18 protein-coding genes and 1 pseudogene are annotated in these 15420 nt (G+C 56.5%); 4 read left to right on the plus strand and 15 right to left on the minus strand.

Going from position 1 to position 15420, the window contains the following annotated elements; translation table 11 throughout:
- Positions 1-150: 150 nt before the first annotated feature.
- From C1720_RS13300 to C1720_RS11750, 3 genes are all read right to left on the minus strand, one after another.
- Positions 151-588 (minus strand): hypothetical protein, encoded by a 438-nt coding sequence (locus C1720_RS13300; RefSeq protein WP_146007021.1) that lies wholly within the window; start codon positions 586-588, stop codon positions 151-153.
- A 54-nt stretch (positions 589-642) separates the two neighbouring features.
- Positions 643-834 carry a hypothetical protein gene (locus C1720_RS13855; protein ID WP_102284334.1) on the minus strand — a complete coding sequence of 64 codons (192 nt, stop codon included), beginning with the start codon at positions 832-834 and terminating at the stop codon, positions 643-645.
- Positions 835-1300: 466 nt separating this feature from the next.
- Positions 1301-3976 (minus strand): DNA internalization-related competence protein ComEC/Rec2, encoded by a 2676-nt coding sequence (locus C1720_RS11750; protein ID WP_102284335.1) that lies wholly within the window; start codon positions 3974-3976, stop codon positions 1301-1303.
- Positions 3977-4087: 111 nt separating this feature from the next.
- Between C1720_RS11750 and C1720_RS13860 the strand changes: the two genes are divergently transcribed.
- Positions 4088-4249: a hypothetical protein gene (locus C1720_RS13860; protein ID WP_158241728.1), complete on the plus strand. Its 162-nt coding sequence runs from the start codon at positions 4088-4090 to the stop codon at positions 4247-4249.
- 186 nt (positions 4250-4435) lie between these two features.
- Here the strand turns inward: C1720_RS13860 and C1720_RS11755 are convergent, their stop codons facing one another.
- The 10 genes and pseudogenes from C1720_RS11755 to C1720_RS13865 form a co-directional block, all read right to left on the minus strand.
- Positions 4436-4723 carry a hypothetical protein gene (locus tag C1720_RS11755; protein ID WP_199171006.1) on the minus strand — a complete coding sequence of 96 codons (288 nt, stop codon included), beginning with the start codon at positions 4721-4723 and terminating at the stop codon, positions 4436-4438.
- 354 nt (positions 4724-5077) lie between these two features.
- Positions 5078-5338 carry a hypothetical protein gene (locus tag C1720_RS13305; protein ID WP_146007022.1) on the minus strand — a complete coding sequence of 87 codons (261 nt, stop codon included), beginning with the start codon at positions 5336-5338 and terminating at the stop codon, positions 5078-5080.
- Between the two features lie 1185 nt (positions 5339-6523).
- The gene (locus tag C1720_RS11765; protein WP_050716253.1) at positions 6524-6949 is read right to left on the minus strand and encodes an Imm63 family immunity protein; all 426 of its coding nucleotides are present in this window, start codon (positions 6947-6949) and stop codon (positions 6524-6526) included.
- Positions 6946-7284, minus strand: coding sequence for a TNT domain-containing protein (locus C1720_RS14645; RefSeq protein WP_102284336.1), 339 nt, complete (start codon positions 7282-7284; stop codon positions 6946-6948). Before C1720_RS14645 ends, C1720_RS11765 begins: the two co-directional genes overlap by 4 nt.
- A 13-nt stretch (positions 7285-7297) precedes the next feature.
- Positions 7298-8003, minus strand: a pseudogene (locus C1720_RS11775) (IS1595 family transposase).
- Between the two features lie 51 nt (positions 8004-8054).
- Positions 8055-8453, minus strand: a complete 399-nt coding sequence (locus C1720_RS13310; RefSeq protein ID WP_146007023.1) for an SMI1/KNR4 family protein — start codon at positions 8451-8453, stop codon at positions 8055-8057.
- Between the two features lie 562 nt (positions 8454-9015).
- A complete protein-coding gene (locus tag C1720_RS13315; RefSeq protein ID WP_146007024.1) occupies positions 9016-9327 on the minus strand; it encodes a DUF6984 family protein in 312 nt (103 codons plus the stop codon).
- A 12-nt stretch (positions 9328-9339) separates the two neighbouring features.
- Positions 9340-9927 (minus strand): hypothetical protein, encoded by a 588-nt coding sequence (locus C1720_RS13320; protein WP_146007025.1) that lies wholly within the window; start codon positions 9925-9927, stop codon positions 9340-9342.
- Between the two features lie 442 nt (positions 9928-10369).
- Positions 10370-10606 carry a hypothetical protein gene (locus C1720_RS13325; RefSeq protein WP_146007026.1) on the minus strand — a complete coding sequence of 79 codons (237 nt, stop codon included), beginning with the start codon at positions 10604-10606 and terminating at the stop codon, positions 10370-10372.
- A gap of 128 nt (positions 10607-10734) precedes the next feature.
- A complete protein-coding gene (locus C1720_RS13865) occupies positions 10735-10908 on the minus strand; it encodes a hypothetical protein (RefSeq protein ID WP_158241730.1) in 174 nt (57 codons plus the stop codon).
- 110 nt (positions 10909-11018) lie between these two features.
- Here C1720_RS13865 and C1720_RS11780 point away from each other — a divergent pair, with 110 nt between their 5' ends.
- Positions 11019-11498, plus strand: coding sequence for a transposase (locus C1720_RS11780; RefSeq protein WP_102284337.1), 480 nt, complete (start codon positions 11019-11021; stop codon positions 11496-11498).
- Positions 11499-11515: 17 nt separating this feature from the next.
- A complete protein-coding gene (locus tag C1720_RS11785) occupies positions 11516-11902 on the plus strand; it encodes an IS5 family transposase (protein ID WP_233199890.1) in 387 nt (128 codons plus the stop codon).
- 174 nt (positions 11903-12076) lie between these two features.
- On the opposite strand, the gene C1720_RS11790 is transcribed toward C1720_RS11785, so the two are convergent.
- Complete coding sequence (locus C1720_RS11790; protein WP_158241731.1) at positions 12077-14227, minus strand: TonB-dependent receptor; 2151 nt, start codon at positions 14225-14227, stop codon at positions 12077-12079.
- A 23-nt stretch (positions 14228-14250) separates the two neighbouring features.
- On the opposite strand from C1720_RS11790, the gene C1720_RS13330 reads away from it, so the two are divergent.
- Entirely contained in the window at positions 14251-14628 is a 378-nt protein-coding gene (locus tag C1720_RS13330) for a hypothetical protein (protein ID WP_146007027.1), read from the plus strand.
- A 257-nt stretch (positions 14629-14885) separates the two neighbouring features.
- Here the strand turns inward: C1720_RS13330 and C1720_RS13335 are convergent, their stop codons facing one another.
- Positions 14886-15395: a hypothetical protein gene (locus C1720_RS13335; RefSeq protein WP_146007028.1), complete on the minus strand. Its 510-nt coding sequence runs from the start codon at positions 15393-15395 to the stop codon at positions 14886-14888.
- Between the last annotated feature and the right edge of the window lie 25 nt (positions 15396-15420).

The raw sequence follows: 15420 nt of genomic DNA on the forward strand, positions 1-15420 counted from the left end.
CTCTCGAGCAAGCTCCTGTATTGAAACAAGAAGTCTCGTTCGCATACCGAATCATACTTAACACCAGCGCGCCAAGGCAGGTGGCAAGTGCGCATGAGAAAATGCTGTCATACCCAAACAATCCTTGCAAATCAAAATGACGATAATGCATCAACTCCTGCCAAAATTTTGCCCTGCGCAAAATTTTCCGTATTTTCCATTCAATAGACTCTGAATTTTGAATGACAGATCGGCATGGAATTTGCAGCTTGCTGCATCTAAACTGCCATATAAAATTTCATGCCATTGCGCGCCGGAAATATCGATTGGCGTTCCGCTTTGGCTCATGAAAATTGCCGCGTATCCCTGGCCCTCTTTCCAGTAGATTATATTTTCCGCCTCGATGATTTCGGCGCGAAGTCCGCCTGCATGATCCAGTTCACTGATGCCGTCAAGCAATGACTGCAAAACGGACCTACAGAATGAATGAATGCTACAATAATCGTTTCCGTCCACGGCGACAGTATCGGATCCAATATAATCGCGCCAGCAAGGATCGAGACGACTTTCCCACAATTTGCCGCTATTCGGGGTCAGTCCGATAATCATGCCTCCGCTTTTCCCAGGCGCTCGCAAAAACGGGATGGCGTCATACTTCCCAGATTAACCGGCAAAACGACGGGCATCTATCAGGTTCAGCCTCGCCAATTTGTTGATGCTGCCCTCCACATCCAACGGTTTATACGAAATATTAAACCTGATGCCGGCATTTTCAGAAGCGATATGATGACAATACGCCCTGGCATCCCACAAGCAGCATAGAACGAACAAGTCATCTTTGCTGATGTCTGTCATAAATATCAACCTGATCCCATTTGAAAGAAGAATCCGAAATTGAACTTCTTGCGCAAGCGCTACATTCAACTCATCAGTTAGAACATCGGCAAATCAAGAGCTTTTTTCATATTCCTATCCTTCGGAAAACAGGTTTGAATTTTCCGCTCCGCTTTCCATTCAAAAGATGACGGCATGCTCATTTATTGTGGATTGTTAGGAGCTAATAAGCAGCTTTGGTGCAATTGAAGTGCATTTGATTCGTTGATTCACGATCGCAGCGCAGCCGCATCTTGCGGGCGGGCCGGCGAAGGCCCGTTCGTGATGTCTGTTACGCATTGGCTTGCCCGGTTCGCCTTGTTAATTGCTATTTGATTGATAGCAATAGGTCCTAGAGAACCGCGCGCTACCGGGGTTTCTTGAGGTCTGAATTTGCTCTTCTTTCTGGAGCATCTCAGATGATAGTGGGTGACGAGCGCCATCTGTTTTATTGGGCTGCTTGCCCGTCAGACGTTTTTCCATCGCCTGCTTCCAGGGTTTGCAGGGCTTCATCTTCTTTTTCAGGCCGCGTGCGCCAGGGCCATTGCCATTTTTCTCGCTGGCGTTCGCATTGCAGTTGCGCGGGCTGCCAGCTTTGCCAGAGGGCTGCGCCGCAGTAGGCGGTGGAGGTGGCGGCGATGCCGTGGCGGGCATAGCGCGCCAGTGTTTGCGGGGCGGGGTGGCCGAAGCGGTTGCGCCAGCCAGCCTGGGCGATGGCGTGCGCGGGGCGCACGGCTTGCAAAAAGGCGTCGGTAGATGAGTGGCGGCTGCCGTGGTGGGGCATGAGCAGCAGGTCGGCGCGCAAGCGGGCGGCGGCGCCCTGGCGGGCGCGGGCAGCCAAATCCAGCTCTTGCACGGCGGCAATGTCGCCGGTGAGCAGGGCAGCGCGGCCATTGCGGGCCGTCACGCGCAGCACGCAGCTCAGGGCGTTGCCGCCCGCGCCATCAGGCTGCTGGCGGGCGCGGGCGTAGTCGGCAGGCAGGGGGTGCAGCACGGCAAATTGCACGCCGTCCCACGCCCAGCTTTGGCCAGCCTGGCAGCGCAGGGCGCGGCGTGCGCCGGTGAGGGCGGCGGCGTCAAACGAGGCCATGAGCCAGGCGCGCGGGGCGGCGGCCAGCAGGGCCTTTGCGCCGCCGGCGTGGTCGCTGTCGCGGTGGCTGATGAGGATGCCGTTTGGCTGCTCGCCCAGGGATTGCAGCAGGGGCGCGAGGATGCGGCGGCCCGCGTCGCTGGCGCTGCTGTAGCGCGGGCCGGTGTCATACAGCAGCGCGTGGCGCGCGGTGCGGATGAGCGCGCCGCCGCCCTGCCCGACGTCAGCGGCCAGCAGATCAAAGTGGCCGGGCGCGGGGCGCGGCGGCTGCCACAGCAGCAGGGGCAGCAGCAGCGGCAGGCCCGCCATGCGCCAGCTCCACGGCCAGCGCAGGGCCAGCAGCAGGCCGCCTGCCACGGCGGCCAGCCCCATCCAGGCGGGGGCGGCGGGCAGGGTGAGACTGGCCCAGGGCCAGCCGGCCAGCCACTGAAGCCAAGCCATCAGCGGCCCCAGCGCCCAGCTCGCCGCGTGCCACAGCGGCGGGCACACCATGCCGCCCAGCGCCAGCGGCGTGACGATGAAGGTGACCCACGGAATGGCCAGCAGATTGGCCGCCAGCGCCACGGCGGAGGCCTGCCCGAACAGGACCAGCCCCAGCGGCGTCAGCGCCAGCGTGATGCGCGCCTGCTCACGCAAAAAGCGCCGCGCGCGTCGCCACAGGCCAGGCGCTTCATCCGCCCCGGAGGCAAAGCCGCCCGCCGGCCCGTCGCTGGCAAACAGCATGCCCACGGCCACGAAGCTGAGCCAAAAGCCCGGTTGCAGCAGCGCCCACGGCTGCAGCGCCAGCACGGCAGGGCAGGCGGCCAGCCAGGTGGCTTGCCAGGGCCAGCGCAAGCCCGTCAGCCGCAGCAGCGCCACGGCGGCCAGCATCAGCACGGTGCGCTGCGCGGGCACGCCCCAGCCGCTGAGCAGCGCGTAGCCCGCCGCCAGCGCCACGCCGCCGGTCAGCGCCGCCGCCGGGGCGCTGACAACAAGGCACGCGCGCCAGCCCAGCCGCGCGCTGGCGCGCCACAGTCCGCCCACTGCGGCAGCCGCCAGCCAGGCAAACAAGGTGATGTGCAGGCCGGAGATGCTCATCAGGTGCGCCACGCCCGTGGCGCGGAACACGTCCCAGCCGTCCTGGCTGATGGCGTTCTGGTCGCCCACGGCCAGCGCGGCGACGATGCCCGCGAGAAAGGCGCGGTCAGGGGCGCGGTCAGACGGGCGGTCAGATGGGCGGTCAGGGGCGCTGCCTTCATCCGCCAGTTCTTCATCTGCTTCTTCCTCCGCCGCTGCCTCCGGCGCATGGGCTGGCCTGCCGGAATCCGCTGCATCCCCGCCCTGCCCTGCCAGCCGCGCCAGCAGGCGGTCGCGCAGCGACTGGCGCAGCTGTTCAACGGGATGCGCAAGCGTGCCCGCCAGCCGCCGGGCGCTGGCGGCATCTTTCACCGAGCCGGTGGCGCGTATGCCTTGCTGCCACAGCCAAAGCTCTGCATCAAAGCCATTCGGGTTGGCCTCGCCATACGGCGGGCGCAGGCGCGCCGTGAGCTGCCAGCGCTCTCCCGCCCGCAGTGCAGGTGCGGCGCTGCCCGGCGGCACGAACCAGGCCAGTTGCAGTTGCCGGGGAACGTGCAGAGGTGTGTTGCCGGGCCATGTGGCGGCGCTTTCAGCCTCCAGCACAAAGCGCAGACCCGTGGGGCCGCGCTGCGGCATGGCGGCGACGATGCCCGTGAGCCGCACATCGCCCGTTTGCGCTGCGGCAGGCAGCGTCTGCGCCATGCGGGCGGCCCTGTGCGCGCCCGCCGAACCCCAGCCCGCCGCCGCGCCGGAAAAAACCAGCAGGGCCAGCGCCAGCGGCCCAGACGCTGGCAGCCAACGGCCATGCCGCAAGCGGCGCAACAACCCGGATGCCAAAGCCGCCGCCACGGCCAGCGCCAAGGCCGCACCGCTGCACTGCGGCGGCACAGGCAAGGCAGCCAGCACCTGACAGGCCGTGCCTGCCACCCAGGCCGCCAGCCACGCCAGCAACCCCGCGCCTGCGGTCTGGGGCTTCATGCGGCGCTTTCAGCGCGGGGGGCTGGCCCGCGCCCGCAAGAACGTTCTCGAAAACGCCTGTAAAAACGCCCATGAAAGCGCCCGCCAGAACATCTGTCAATGCGTTCATTCATGCGCTTGCCTGCGCGCCTGTTTGATTCGCTGTGGGCGGCCATAGTCCATCTTTTTAAAAGCCTGAGAGCCTATCTTCAAAGTGATCCCCAAAGCCCGGCCATGCACCAAATGCAAGCGATCCTGACGAACGCTTCAGCTGAAGTCACGCTGACCTCGTAGCCCTTGCTCAATCTTCTCGATTAGCTCAGCCAGGCAAAAGCTCTCTCCACAATCCAGCGCCTGGGGTTTCACCTCAAAGCCATCCCGCTGACAGAATGATCTATTTGCCATAGTCGCCATGAAAAACTCATATCCAGCGCTGGCGCATGCGTAGCGGCTGCATTGGTCTAGCGGCTGGCCAGTCATTCATGTGGGCGAGTTACCCGCTTCCGGTTTCTTCGGAAGAAAAACCTTGACTGAAACTTCGCCTGTGATCCGGTTTACACGTGCCTCGGTTAATACTATTGCATCTTCAGGGCGCTCGCCAGAGAAATACAACTCAAAAATGCCATATTCATCTTCAAGGCGAATGCCAAGAGTAAGATCATCGTCTCTGCCCGAAGGCCAAATATAATTCTTTAACGCATTACGCGTAGCCTCTTTAGCAATGGGCTCCATTTTTTTTACATCTAATTTACGTATCTTTTTTGTCATGGCTTCCATCCTTGCAAACTATCTCCGCCAGGAGTGAATATTATTGCATCTCCCCTGCTATTTAATATTCGACTCCTTGGGCGATCCAGAGTTTCGTAGCCAAATCTCTGATGCCCCATAGCTCCCAAGACACTCCTATCACCACTTGACGAGCACAATACATGAGGTGTTTCTCCAGGATGGGTATGTGAAGACCAACGCCACCCTTGGCGAGCCAATTCACGTCCCATTTCTGGAGTAACGGGCACAGAAGTGTGATTGCCGCGAATAATCAGCCTGCGCTCGCCGACAGATAACGTGGAAAATTCATCTTCAGTGACAGCGACTGATGCAATTCAATTGCACTAATAAAAATTATGGTTTTCTTTCTATAGCTTCTTGCAGTGCGCGAGCGCCCGCATCTGTTATCCAATAGTGGGGTTCTATTTGACCCTCTGCTTTATTTGCAAGGACATATCCCCTATCAACTAGAGAATAAAATACGCCAAGTAAATATCCATCATTTGGATCGAGCCACCCATTCCTTCGCGCTGCCCTGTCAAGGGTATAAAAATTGAATTTTCCAGCATTATCACGAATCAATTTGATTAGCAATATTTCACCAGGCTTTAGCATGTATCACCTCCGGATGGTAAAGCATATTGTCATTCAATCTGTAGTCTTCCAGTGTGGCTGTATGAGTGTGATTCCATAATATATGCCTTTCCATTGGATCTTCTGGAACGCCTGATTCCCAACCCAAACGCCTGTATCTGACATATTCCCTCAATTCATGCGTGTAGTAATTCAAGTCCCACTCCGTTGGTTCCAGTGAGCCTTGAGCAATCCTTCTGAGCCGTTCGATCATGAAATTGTTGGCTTCATCTGGTTGAAATCTTGAGACATGTCTTTCCACGACGTCAATTCCCCGATTTGTAATGCGAACGCCTTCGGTGGACAGATTGCGCACAGGTCCGCCTGCTTGCGTCGGGTCAAACTCCCTGCCGCTTGCGACTCCATGAACCATACGTTCCGGGTCGCCATATGCAGAACTTCTCGGGCCATGCCCGCCAGATATGGGAATGTCATTTCCAATATTCCCCGGTGATGTTCTTTCCTGTCTGAAGGGGTTGCGGATGCCACGATACAGCGCCGCTACATCCGCCCCCACATCCCTGCCCAGCCCCGGCATACGATTGAGCCGCCCAAGCGCTGCGGCTCCCGCTCCGCCCATCATGGCCCCGGCCGCTCCATCGGCATAAAGGTCTGCCGCCATGTCAGCGAGCGTGCGGCTGCGCCAGTAATTGCTGGCTGCCCGTCCAATCAGGCCCGGATCGCTCATCACCTGGCTCAGGCCATCAGAGATTTCTCCGCGCACACGGCCATCAAGCAGCGAAACCGTGCCTGCCGTGCCTTGCATGAAGCTGGTGAATGACCTTGCCGGTGTACGCGCTAAGGCGGCCAGTGCTGTCACAAGGCCGCCGCCATCGGCTACGGCNGAGATTTCTCCGCGCACACGGCCATCAAGCAGCGAAACCGTGCCTGCCGTGCCTTGCATGAAGCTGGTGAATGACCTTGCCGGTGTACGCGCTAAGGCGGCCAGTGCTGTCACAAGGCCGCCGCCATCGGCTACGGCAGCCTCATCCAGCCGGTCGATGACACCCTTTCCCCACTGCCGCATGTTGCGGTTCAGGCGCTGGCCCCAGCTGGGTTCGGCTGGCTGCTGCGTGGTTGAAGGGGCCGGGCTTCAGTCCGTGCACACTGGATCAATGGCTGATCTGGCCAAACACAAGAGCCATTCGAATATATTGATCTTCTTGTTTATCGCATCAATCTGCGCTTCATGACTTCATCATCAAACGGATTATTTTTCAGGATTTCATCCAGTTTGCTTTTCTTTAATTGACGCCAGGATTTGTTTATTATCCCAAACAATTCCAGCTCCTTGGCAAAGGCTATTCTTCGTGGATCACGTTGCGGATCTCTGTGCTCCAATTCGTAACTATAAGCCATATTGGATATAATAATTTCCATTATCCAGTAAAGTAATTGTTCCCCGTCTTTCGTCTTTCGCTCCTCAAAGATCATGCCCCTCTCCTCGAAAATATATCTATAGCCACCTTCGTCAACTACAACAAACGGCGTTCCATCGCCTTGCGGTTGATCGAATACTGTTAACATCTGCGGCGGCGCATCTATCATGGCGCCATATGCTTTTATTTGTTGTCTGATTTGATTAATATTCATCTCTTTTCTACTCTAGCAATATAATCGTTGTCAAGCAACCACTGTACATTGACTCGCGTTCCAACATTCGGGAGTATTTGAACGCCTCCGCCAGGTTGCCCAAATGCAGGCGCAATTTCACCTTCCAGCACCGGCAAGGGCTTGATGACTTCATATACATAAACATTGGACGCTCCTGCTCTGGGAGCCAATGCCCTAGCATCAAACGCTGTTCCTGCGGGAGCCAGAAAACTCCCAACCGGTTCACCTATTCGGTCGAGCAAGACGCCCCTTTCCAGTACCCGTTCACGAGGTTTTCCAATAAATCCTAAGTTTTCGGGCCATTTCCACCCGATTCCATCTTAATATTCAATAGGGGCTTAGGAAGCAAACGCTTCGCAGAGGCTCGTTCCTGAGCAGTTCAAGCAGTGTCTTGTAAAGATCGAGATGGCGATGATTGAAACGGAACTCGGTCTCCTTGAGATGCAACGCGAACTTGTCACGTCGCACGCCATGAAACTGCGCCAGCCGATGTTTGGTATGGCTCCAAAAAGACTCGATGCCGTTGACGTGTCTGCAGCCCTTGACGAATTCGTTGCTGCCGTGATTGACCCGAAAGGGCTTGTCCAAACCCAAATCAACCAACCCGTCGCAGCCTCGCCAGCCGTCGGTGTGGATGATGCTGTTGGGAGCCACTTTGCCCCGAATAATGGCTTGCAGCGTGGCCTTGGAGGCATCGACAACGATCTCGGTATAGACACAGTCGCCTTGCTTGAGTAGACCAAAGACGGATGGTTTTGTCTCCCGCGCCACACCCACGTTTGCCCCGGATACGCTTGGGGCCGAAAGAGGACTCATCGGCCTCAAGCTCGCCTAAGAAAGGAGACTGAGCGGCGCACTGCCGATCCAAGCGGATACGCATACGCTGGTATAGCGCATTGACCGAGCGCACGGACAAGCCACATAGCTGCGCGGCATCCGTGGCGGTCAAGTCCATGGCAAACAGGCGCAAAAGATGTCGAAACTTGGCCTCACTGATTTCTGAATGGCGGCAGGCCCTGTTTTTGCTTGGCATTTCAGGAAGTTAGCGTGCGTTGAACACATGCTTGCTTCCTAAGCCCCTTATTTATTGCATGTCTTCTTTATCGCGACGTGCATCTTCTAAAGCAGCTTGCAGCCAAGCATTAAAATCAATGACATTTCCACGATTTTCCCAGCCTGGTGTGGCAAACATGTGAATATAATAGACGCTTGGATTTTTAGAAGGTAAACTTGCATCAAAGCAGGCAATGTCATCTGTATAATCATATTTGGCAAAAGGAATTAATTGCCGCGCCGGATAACTTCTTCTGAGTAACTTGAGCCAAGCATCCGATGTGCCCGGATAATGACACATAAGCCACCATGGAAATAAATTAGGCGGTTTTTTTAATGATATGAAATTAACGAAATCAGGCGGAAAAGAAAAATATTCTGGCAATATCTCCGTTTTAAAAAAATCCACGCCTATTATTGAATTATTCATTCTTTCCTCCATTTAGTACCAGGCGTCTGACTGCACCATTCGGATTGTCAATTTCAAAAACAGGAGGGCGCTGCCTTCTGATTCTATACAGGACAGCCTCCCCCCCCAGGTTCTCGCATCGCCAAAGCGTCTGGTCAGATAAAACTCATCAGGTAATGGATCATTAAAACCATGAATATTTGCCTGAACATTGATCCCTGCTTCTCTGGCTGCGGCCAAATAGGTATTGGCTACGCATGATCCAGATAGCGAGCCAATGCAGGAGGTTCGTTCGATGAAATTTCAATGGAAAGTTCTGGCTTATTTCAGGCCACGCAGCTTTTAGCAACCCCAGCCTTCTGACGTTCGCCAGAGCCAGCGCTTGCGGCCTGGCCGCCTAGTGCAGCAACGCTGCCTCTAAGGGCCGGGGCGTTGCAGGCGCGGCGGGTGCCTACGCGCGGATGCGCTCAATCTGGTTGGCTAATAGGTCGTCCAAGATAGCTATACCATGTATGAAGGATGCGCTAATTATAAATAATGTGTCACCATACAGGTTTTCCCTTGGATCGTTCTTGAAGCACGGTTATATGTTATTTTGCGGGGAACTCAAAAGCCTTGAAAAATCAGTTTTCCAAACATCAAGCTCGTACAGGTCTCCAAAATTATCCAAACTCAAGGTCGCAATAACCTTGGTGCCATCTTGATCGGTAAACTCTCGCGATGCGATATCCCTTCCTAATTTTCTGCCTTGCTTGCCAGATATAAAAATCAGCCCTCCCATCCCGCCGTCATCTGCATCTTCCACGTATATATGTGATAGTGCCTCGTGGCCAAGCAATTTAAGAGACGACTTTTCGAGCAGGGAGGTTACGAATGCTATTTCTAATGCGTTCATAAATCTCATCAGTTACCTCGGGGGTGTAATTCTTCCAACATTCAATGTTCCATCTTCAAGGGCATATGCCACGTAGTCTATTCTTATTCCGTTGACAATTACCTGCCCATTGTAAGGATTGGTCGGCAATGCATTACCCAGGCGATAAAGGTCCGAACGCACTGCATTTTGAACAGCAATCCGGTCAAGACCAGCAGCATCTATATGCCTAAATGTGTGCGACACCTGATTTGCGGCACGTCTAAATGTTACTGGCGCGGCAACTCGGCGCGAACCAACCATGCTCCCAACCATTCCTCCGCCGATTTCCGCCAGAGCGCCGGTGTCATTGAAACTAATGGCGCGCCCTATTTCATGCGCCGTAACCATCAGGCCATAGACCGGATTCATGCCATTGAGCAAATCTGCCGCCGTGGCTCCGTCTACGACATCCTGGCTGGCGAAGCTGATGAAAGGCATGTCTGCGGGCTTGCCCGTGGTTGCCGTGTAAGCAGCGCCCACTCCAGCCATTCCCAGATCAACGGCCATCGCCACCGGCTCGGCAATGGCATTGACAGCAGCATTGACCGCCCGGCCTGCGTGATCCAGATAGCGAGTCAAGGCAGGCGGCTCGTTTGCAGGCCTTTCAGCGGAAGGCCTGCGGCTTGCTGCAGGCCGAGTTGTCTCCGGCAGCCCCAGCCTTCTGGCGTTTTCCACAGTTGGCGCCAAATCCTGCGGCCTGGCCCACTCTGGCAGCGCTGGCTTTGAGGGCCGCATGGGCGTTGCAGACGCAGCAGGCGCTTGCGCGCGGATGCGCTCGATCTGCTCTCTCAAGTTCAGCCCGCGCGCGTTGCGGCCGAATAAACGCAGCTAATAGCCTATTGCCATAGTAAATTACTCATTACCTGATTTTGCCAATATCTATTTCTTCACCTTTCAGAGGCAAAGGATTCAAAGCGTGAAAATTGAGAACCAATGAGCCTCCCCACAGCAAATCTGTGGAGTGATTTATTATCACTAAGTTTCCAACAGATCCTTTTTATCTTTAAAAAAAAGAAAGATTTCAGCCTTGCACTGGAATTGTCCAGCCTGTAGAAACTATATCTTCAATTTGGGCATCTATAATATTATGGCATTCTTCTTGAAGAGAACCAGTAAATGTTCTCGCGGCTTCCGGTGATGGCCACTGAGATTCACAGTCATCACACATCAAGAGCAACTGATTATTATCAATGCATTTTACGGCAACTAAAGTGCCTTGCCTGCATGCAGGACATTGCCCAAAATTTACGATATTCATTACTTATGCCTCTTCATAAAAAATTCATAACCAACAGGAAGCGGTGCAATGCCTCCTGAAGGGAGGCCGGTTACTATTCTAGAGGTTCCAGCCTCCGTTATGATAGTAACAAAATCTAGGCTTTCTAACTATCCACCCATGCCGCCGGCATAACCCGCATTTGACCTAGGTACGATATAATAATCTCTTCCTCTAATATTGATTGGTTTAATCCCTAGGCGCCTTGCATTGCGCCATGCTTCTTCTACAACATCAATTGGATCGCCATAAAATACACCTTGAGTAGGCTTTAACAAATTCATGGAGCCATGATTTACGCGAACGTGATGCCCAGCATCGCCACCAGTTCATGGGCTAATACGTGACCAGTCTAGGACCTGTTGAGAGTCCCCTCTTATGCTGCAATCCCGCCATGGAAAGAAGAGTATTGAGCGACAAGCAGTGGGCACTGATGGCCCCGCACTGCCTGGGCAAACCTGGCGATGCAGGGCCAAGAGGCACGGACAACCGTTTGTTTGTAGAGGCCGTGCTGTGGATCGTGCGCACAGGCAGCCCCTGGCGCGATTTGCCTGAAGAATTCGGCAAATGCAACACCGTTTTCAAACGCTTTCGTGACTGGGTCAAGGCCGATATCTGGCAAAAACTCTTTGATGCCGTCAGCGGCCAGCCGGATATGCAATACGCCATGGTCGATGCCACNGATTTGCCTGAAAAATTCGGCAAATGCAACCCCGTTTTCAAACGCTTTCGTGACTGGGTCAAGGCCGATATCTGGCAAAAACTCTTTGATGCCGTCAGCGGCCAGCCGGATATGCAATACGCCATGGTCGATGCCACGATCGTGAAAGTGCACCGTCACGGCCAGGGCGCAGGACTCAAAGCCAGGCCATAGGGCACTCGCGTGGGGGCGTGAGCACCAAGATACTGGCCCTGTGCGATGCGCTGGGCAATCTGCTCAAGTTCGCTCTGATGCCATGCCAGCGGCATGACAGCAAAGGAGTCGAAGAGATGATCCGGAACCAAAAGTTTGAGGCGCTGCTGGCAGACAAAGCGTTTGATGTTCAATGGCTGATAGAGCGATTGCAAGCACAAGGCGTGCCAATCGTGATCTCGCAAAGATCCAATCGACGTCGGCCTTTGGCCATTGATGAGCACATGTACCGCTGGCGTCACCTCATAGAAAACTTCTTTGGCAAGCTCAAGGAGTTCAAGCGCATAGCCATGCGCAGTGACAAGACCGATGCCAGCTTCAAGGCAGCGATCTATCTGGCTTCGGCTGTGATTCAATCTCGGTAATTCTCAGCAGGCCCTAGAACCTGTTCAAAGTCTGGTCGTCAGTGGCGGCAGATCAGTGCAAGGCGCAAACTGCAGACGGGGTTTGAGGCTTTGACCCGGCGAGGCGTTTGCAACGCCCACGAGCGCCCGAGTCCGCATCAATCGCTTCCACGAACATAACCTTTGGACAGATTCTCAAAACTCCGCCTTCACGCCCACGCCAATCTGGCGGGGCGGCATCATGGAAGAGACGATGCCGCCGGCCGTGCGGTCGTCGTGCATCCAGATGGGCAAAACGCGGTCGGCCAGGTTGTTCACCCAGGCGAAAAGCTGCACGTGGCGGTTGATCTGCCAGCTGGCGCGGGCGTTGATGACGGTGTGGCCGCCCACTTCGTAGCCGGGCAGGTTGTCGTCGGCGGAGTGAAAGCGCGCGGTGTGGCGCGCGTCCAGCGCCAGGTTCAGGCCGGGCGTGGGCGTCCACTCGGCGCCGAGCGAGAGGGTGTGGCGCGGCGCGCGGCCAAATTCATTGCCTTGCAGCAGCTGCCCGCCCGTGGCCTGAAAGCGCGAAATGCGCGTGTGCAGCAGCCCCAGCGCGGCTTTGAGGCGCCAGCGGGCGTTGGCCTGCCAATCGGCCGACACTTCCAGCCCACGGGCGCGGGCGCGGTCGGCATTGACCACCACCGCGCCATACAGGCGCCCATTGAGATAGTCGGGCAGCAGGCGCTGGGAGTGGCGCAAGTCGCTGAAAAACACGTTGCCCGTGAGCAGCATGCGCCCGCCCAGCAAGCTGGCGCGGCCAAACAGCTCGTAGTTCCACAGCGTTTCAGCGTCAAAGCTGTACGTGCGCGATCGCGCGAAGCTCACGCCCGCGCCGCCGGGGTTGTAGCCCTTGCTCACCAGCGCGCCCACCGTGGCCGTGCGCGAGAGGTCATATGCCAGCGAGAGCTTGGGCAGCACGGCGTGAAAGCGCTGGTCATACGCCATCGGCGCGCGGGAAAAAGGCGTTTTGCCGCTGCGGCGGATGTGGTCGCTCTGGTAGCGCAGCCCGCCCGTGAGCAGCCAGCGCCCATCTGCGCCCAGGCGGCGGCTCAGCTCGCCATACAGGCCCAGATTGCGCTTGCGGTCGTCAAACCGGGAGATGCCGCGCGTGTAGAGCAAGTCGTCCGAACGCGCGTGGTTCACGAACAGGCCCGCCGCGCCGCGCCAGACGGACTGGGCATCGCCAAAGTCCAGCTTGGTTTCGTGCGTGACGGTTTTGAGCGTGATGAGTGCGCCGCCGTTGGAAAACGGCTCGGCCACGCGCCGCACATTCAGGTGCGAGAAGCTGGCGCGGTGCGAGAGCGTCAGGTCATTGGCAAAACGCCAGGCCACATCAGCCACCACGCCGTTGTTCCACTGCCTGAAGCTGGGCATGGCCAGCGTCAGGCTGTCGTACCGGCTGTAAGGCGCATTGGCCGATTCGTTCGTGGGGCGGCTGCCTTGCGTGTGCGTGAGCGCCAGCCGCGCCGTGAGCTGGCGCAAGGCGGCAGGCTGCCACAGCAGCTTCAGGCGGGCGCTGCGCGACTCGAAGTCCTGATCCGTGTCGCCCTTGGCAAAGCGCGGGTTCACGTAGTGAATGAAGGTGTCGCGCTGGCTGGCATCCACCGCCAGGCGCGCGGCCAGCTCGTTGGACACCAGCGGCCCGGAAATCACCGCCGAAGCGCGCCGCGCGCGCATGCCGCCAGCGGATACCTGCGCCGCGCCTTCACGGTGAAACGTCGGCTCCTTGGTGTGCACCACAACGGCCCCGGCAATGCTGTTGGCCCCTTGCGAAACCGTCTGCGGGCCGCGAAACACCTCGATGCTTTCCACATCCCACAGCGGCTCGGCGCCAAACACCAGCTCGTTATAGCTCAGGTAGCGCCCGTCCACATTGATGGTGGCGCGCGGCACCGTGCCGCCCAAAAAGGCGCTCGCGCCAAAAATCGGCCCCTGCGCGTCTTGCCCGCGAATCACCGGCGCGGAAACCGTGCCCGCAAACACCACGTTGGGCACGTGTTCCAGCGCCTCCTGCACCGAAGAGCGCCCCGGCTGCGCCTCGACATCCTGCGCGTCCATCTTGGAAACAGAGGAAGCCGTGTCGCGCAAGCTGCGCTCGATGCGCTCGCCCGTGACGGTGATGGCCTCCAGCGTGCGCTCTTTTTCCTTGCCTTGTTCAGGCTCTGCCGCGCGAGCCTGCTCTGCGGCCGATACGGCTGATGCAGCGCAAGCCAGCGCGGCCGCGCAAGCCAGGGCATGAAACCAGCCCGGGCGCAAGCGGGCCAAAACACAAGAAGAACCAGGGCGGCGCAAAAACAGAGCGGGCATCAACATCTCCAGCAGACAAACAAATGTCAGCAAGTGTCACGCGCCCCTTCGCGCCGCAAGCCCCTGGCCGGGAAAAGAAAGCGCCCAAGGCGGAAAAACGAAGAAAACAGCCAGGCCGCCAAAAAAACCGAAATCAAGGCAGCCCAGCAGCAGGCGCATGCGCACCGCTGGCCCAATGGGGCACTGCTTTCATGGCGATAGGCGGCCAGAAATCATCGCGCGCAACAACGCCAAATGCGCAAGGCGGGGCTATCGCTTGCTTAATTCACGCCATAACCGCAGCTGTGAACAGGCGGACTCGGATGGCCTGCAATCTGCGCCTTGCAGCTCAGCCCGATCCGCCGCTCCTCGCGGCCAAACAACAGCAGCTCGCGCAAACAGACCGCTTTCTTGCGGGCTGAATGGACTCCCGGAACATCAGAAACAGGAGCTAATTTGACGGGGCAAAAACCGCGCTTGCGCAGTTCCTGCTAGGACCTCATGCTATTGAATGAGGAGCAAATAGAAGGCTACAGAAAGGCGGCAGCGCCCTTTCTGGATGGACTGCATGAGGCGGCACGGCTTGGTCAGACAAGAAAGCGGCAGTGGCCTTCGGCATGGCTGGCGCAGCCAAGAGCCGCTCAGTCAGACAGTCCAATCAATATGGTCAAGCAAGCCCTCAACCACATTTTCTTGTATGTTTTCCTCTCCTATCGTGAATCAAGGCCTCATTTATTTCATTTACCAATGCGGCACTGATTTTTCTGACATAGGCAGAAAAATCTTCCTCATTTAACTTGCGGAAAGAATAAAAAGGAACGGAAAACCATCTTCCTGTAAACGGTATCGCATAAAAAGAATAATAGGGAATCAAATATCCAACCCATACATCCTTTGCTGCGATATGTCCAAAAATCTGATGTTCATACCCGCTCTTCGCAACCGTGCCCGCACTAATGCGAAACTCTGGATATCCATATTGCGGAAATTGAATCTCAAGAATATCAACAACATCTCCCCTGAACCTTTGAAATTTCCCGAATGGATAAAATTGCTCCAATTGCTTTTTCTCTTCTCCCTTTAAAAACACGCGCTCAAATTCCTGCTCCCCGAGCCTTGGAACAAGCTCATTTTTCACGGCATTCAGCATCCACCTGCGGTACATTTTGTATTTTTTCATGTCAACCAATCGCAATCATCATTGTCAGCGGCAG

It is taken from the genome of Ottowia massiliensis (assembly GCF_900240305.1).
GTDB classification, from domain to species: domain Bacteria; phylum Pseudomonadota; class Gammaproteobacteria; order Burkholderiales; family Burkholderiaceae_C; genus Ottowia; species Ottowia massiliensis.

Excerpts from the sequence above, each read along its gene's own strand:
- C1720_RS13300 (WP_146007021.1), bottom strand. The coding sequence starts at position 588 with ATGATTATCGGACTGACCCCGAATAGCGGCAAATTGTGGGAAAGTCGT.
- C1720_RS13855 (WP_102284334.1), bottom strand. The coding sequence starts at position 834 with ATGACAGACATCAGCAAAGATGACTTGTTCGTTCTATGCTGCTTGTGG.
- C1720_RS11750 (WP_102284335.1), bottom strand. The coding sequence starts at position 3,976 with ATGAAGCCCCAGACCGCAGGCGCGGGGTTGCTGGCGTGGCTGGCGGCC.
- C1720_RS13860 (WP_158241728.1), top strand. The coding sequence starts at position 4,088 with ATGCGCTTGCCTGCGCGCCTGTTTGATTCGCTGTGGGCGGCCATAGTC.
- C1720_RS11755 (WP_199171006.1), bottom strand. The coding sequence starts at position 4,723 with ATGACAAAAAAGATACGTAAATTAGATGTAAAAAAAATGGAGCCCATT.
- C1720_RS13305 (WP_146007022.1), bottom strand. The coding sequence starts at position 5,338 with ATGCTAAAGCCTGGTGAAATATTGCTAATCAAATTGATTCGTGATAAT.
- C1720_RS11765 (WP_050716253.1), bottom strand. The coding sequence starts at position 6,949 with ATGAATATTAATCAAATCAGACAACAAATAAAAGCATATGGCGCCATG.
- C1720_RS13310 (WP_146007023.1), bottom strand. The coding sequence starts at position 8,453 with ATGAATAATTCAATAATAGGCGTGGATTTTTTTAAAACGGAGATATTG.
- C1720_RS13315 (WP_146007024.1), bottom strand. The coding sequence starts at position 9,327 with ATGAACGCATTAGAAATAGCATTCGTAACCTCCCTGCTCGAAAAGTCG.
- C1720_RS13325 (WP_146007026.1), bottom strand. The coding sequence starts at position 10,606 with ATGAATATCGTAAATTTTGGGCAATGTCCTGCATGCAGGCAAGGCACT.
- C1720_RS13865 (WP_158241730.1), bottom strand. The coding sequence starts at position 10,908 with ATGAATTTGTTAAAGCCTACTCAAGGTGTATTTTATGGCGATCCAATT.
- C1720_RS11790 (WP_158241731.1), bottom strand. The coding sequence starts at position 14,227 with ATGCCCGCTCTGTTTTTGCGCCGCCCTGGTTCTTCTTGTGTTTTGGCC.
- C1720_RS13330 (WP_146007027.1), top strand. The coding sequence starts at position 14,251 with ATGTCAGCAAGTGTCACGCGCCCCTTCGCGCCGCAAGCCCCTGGCCGG.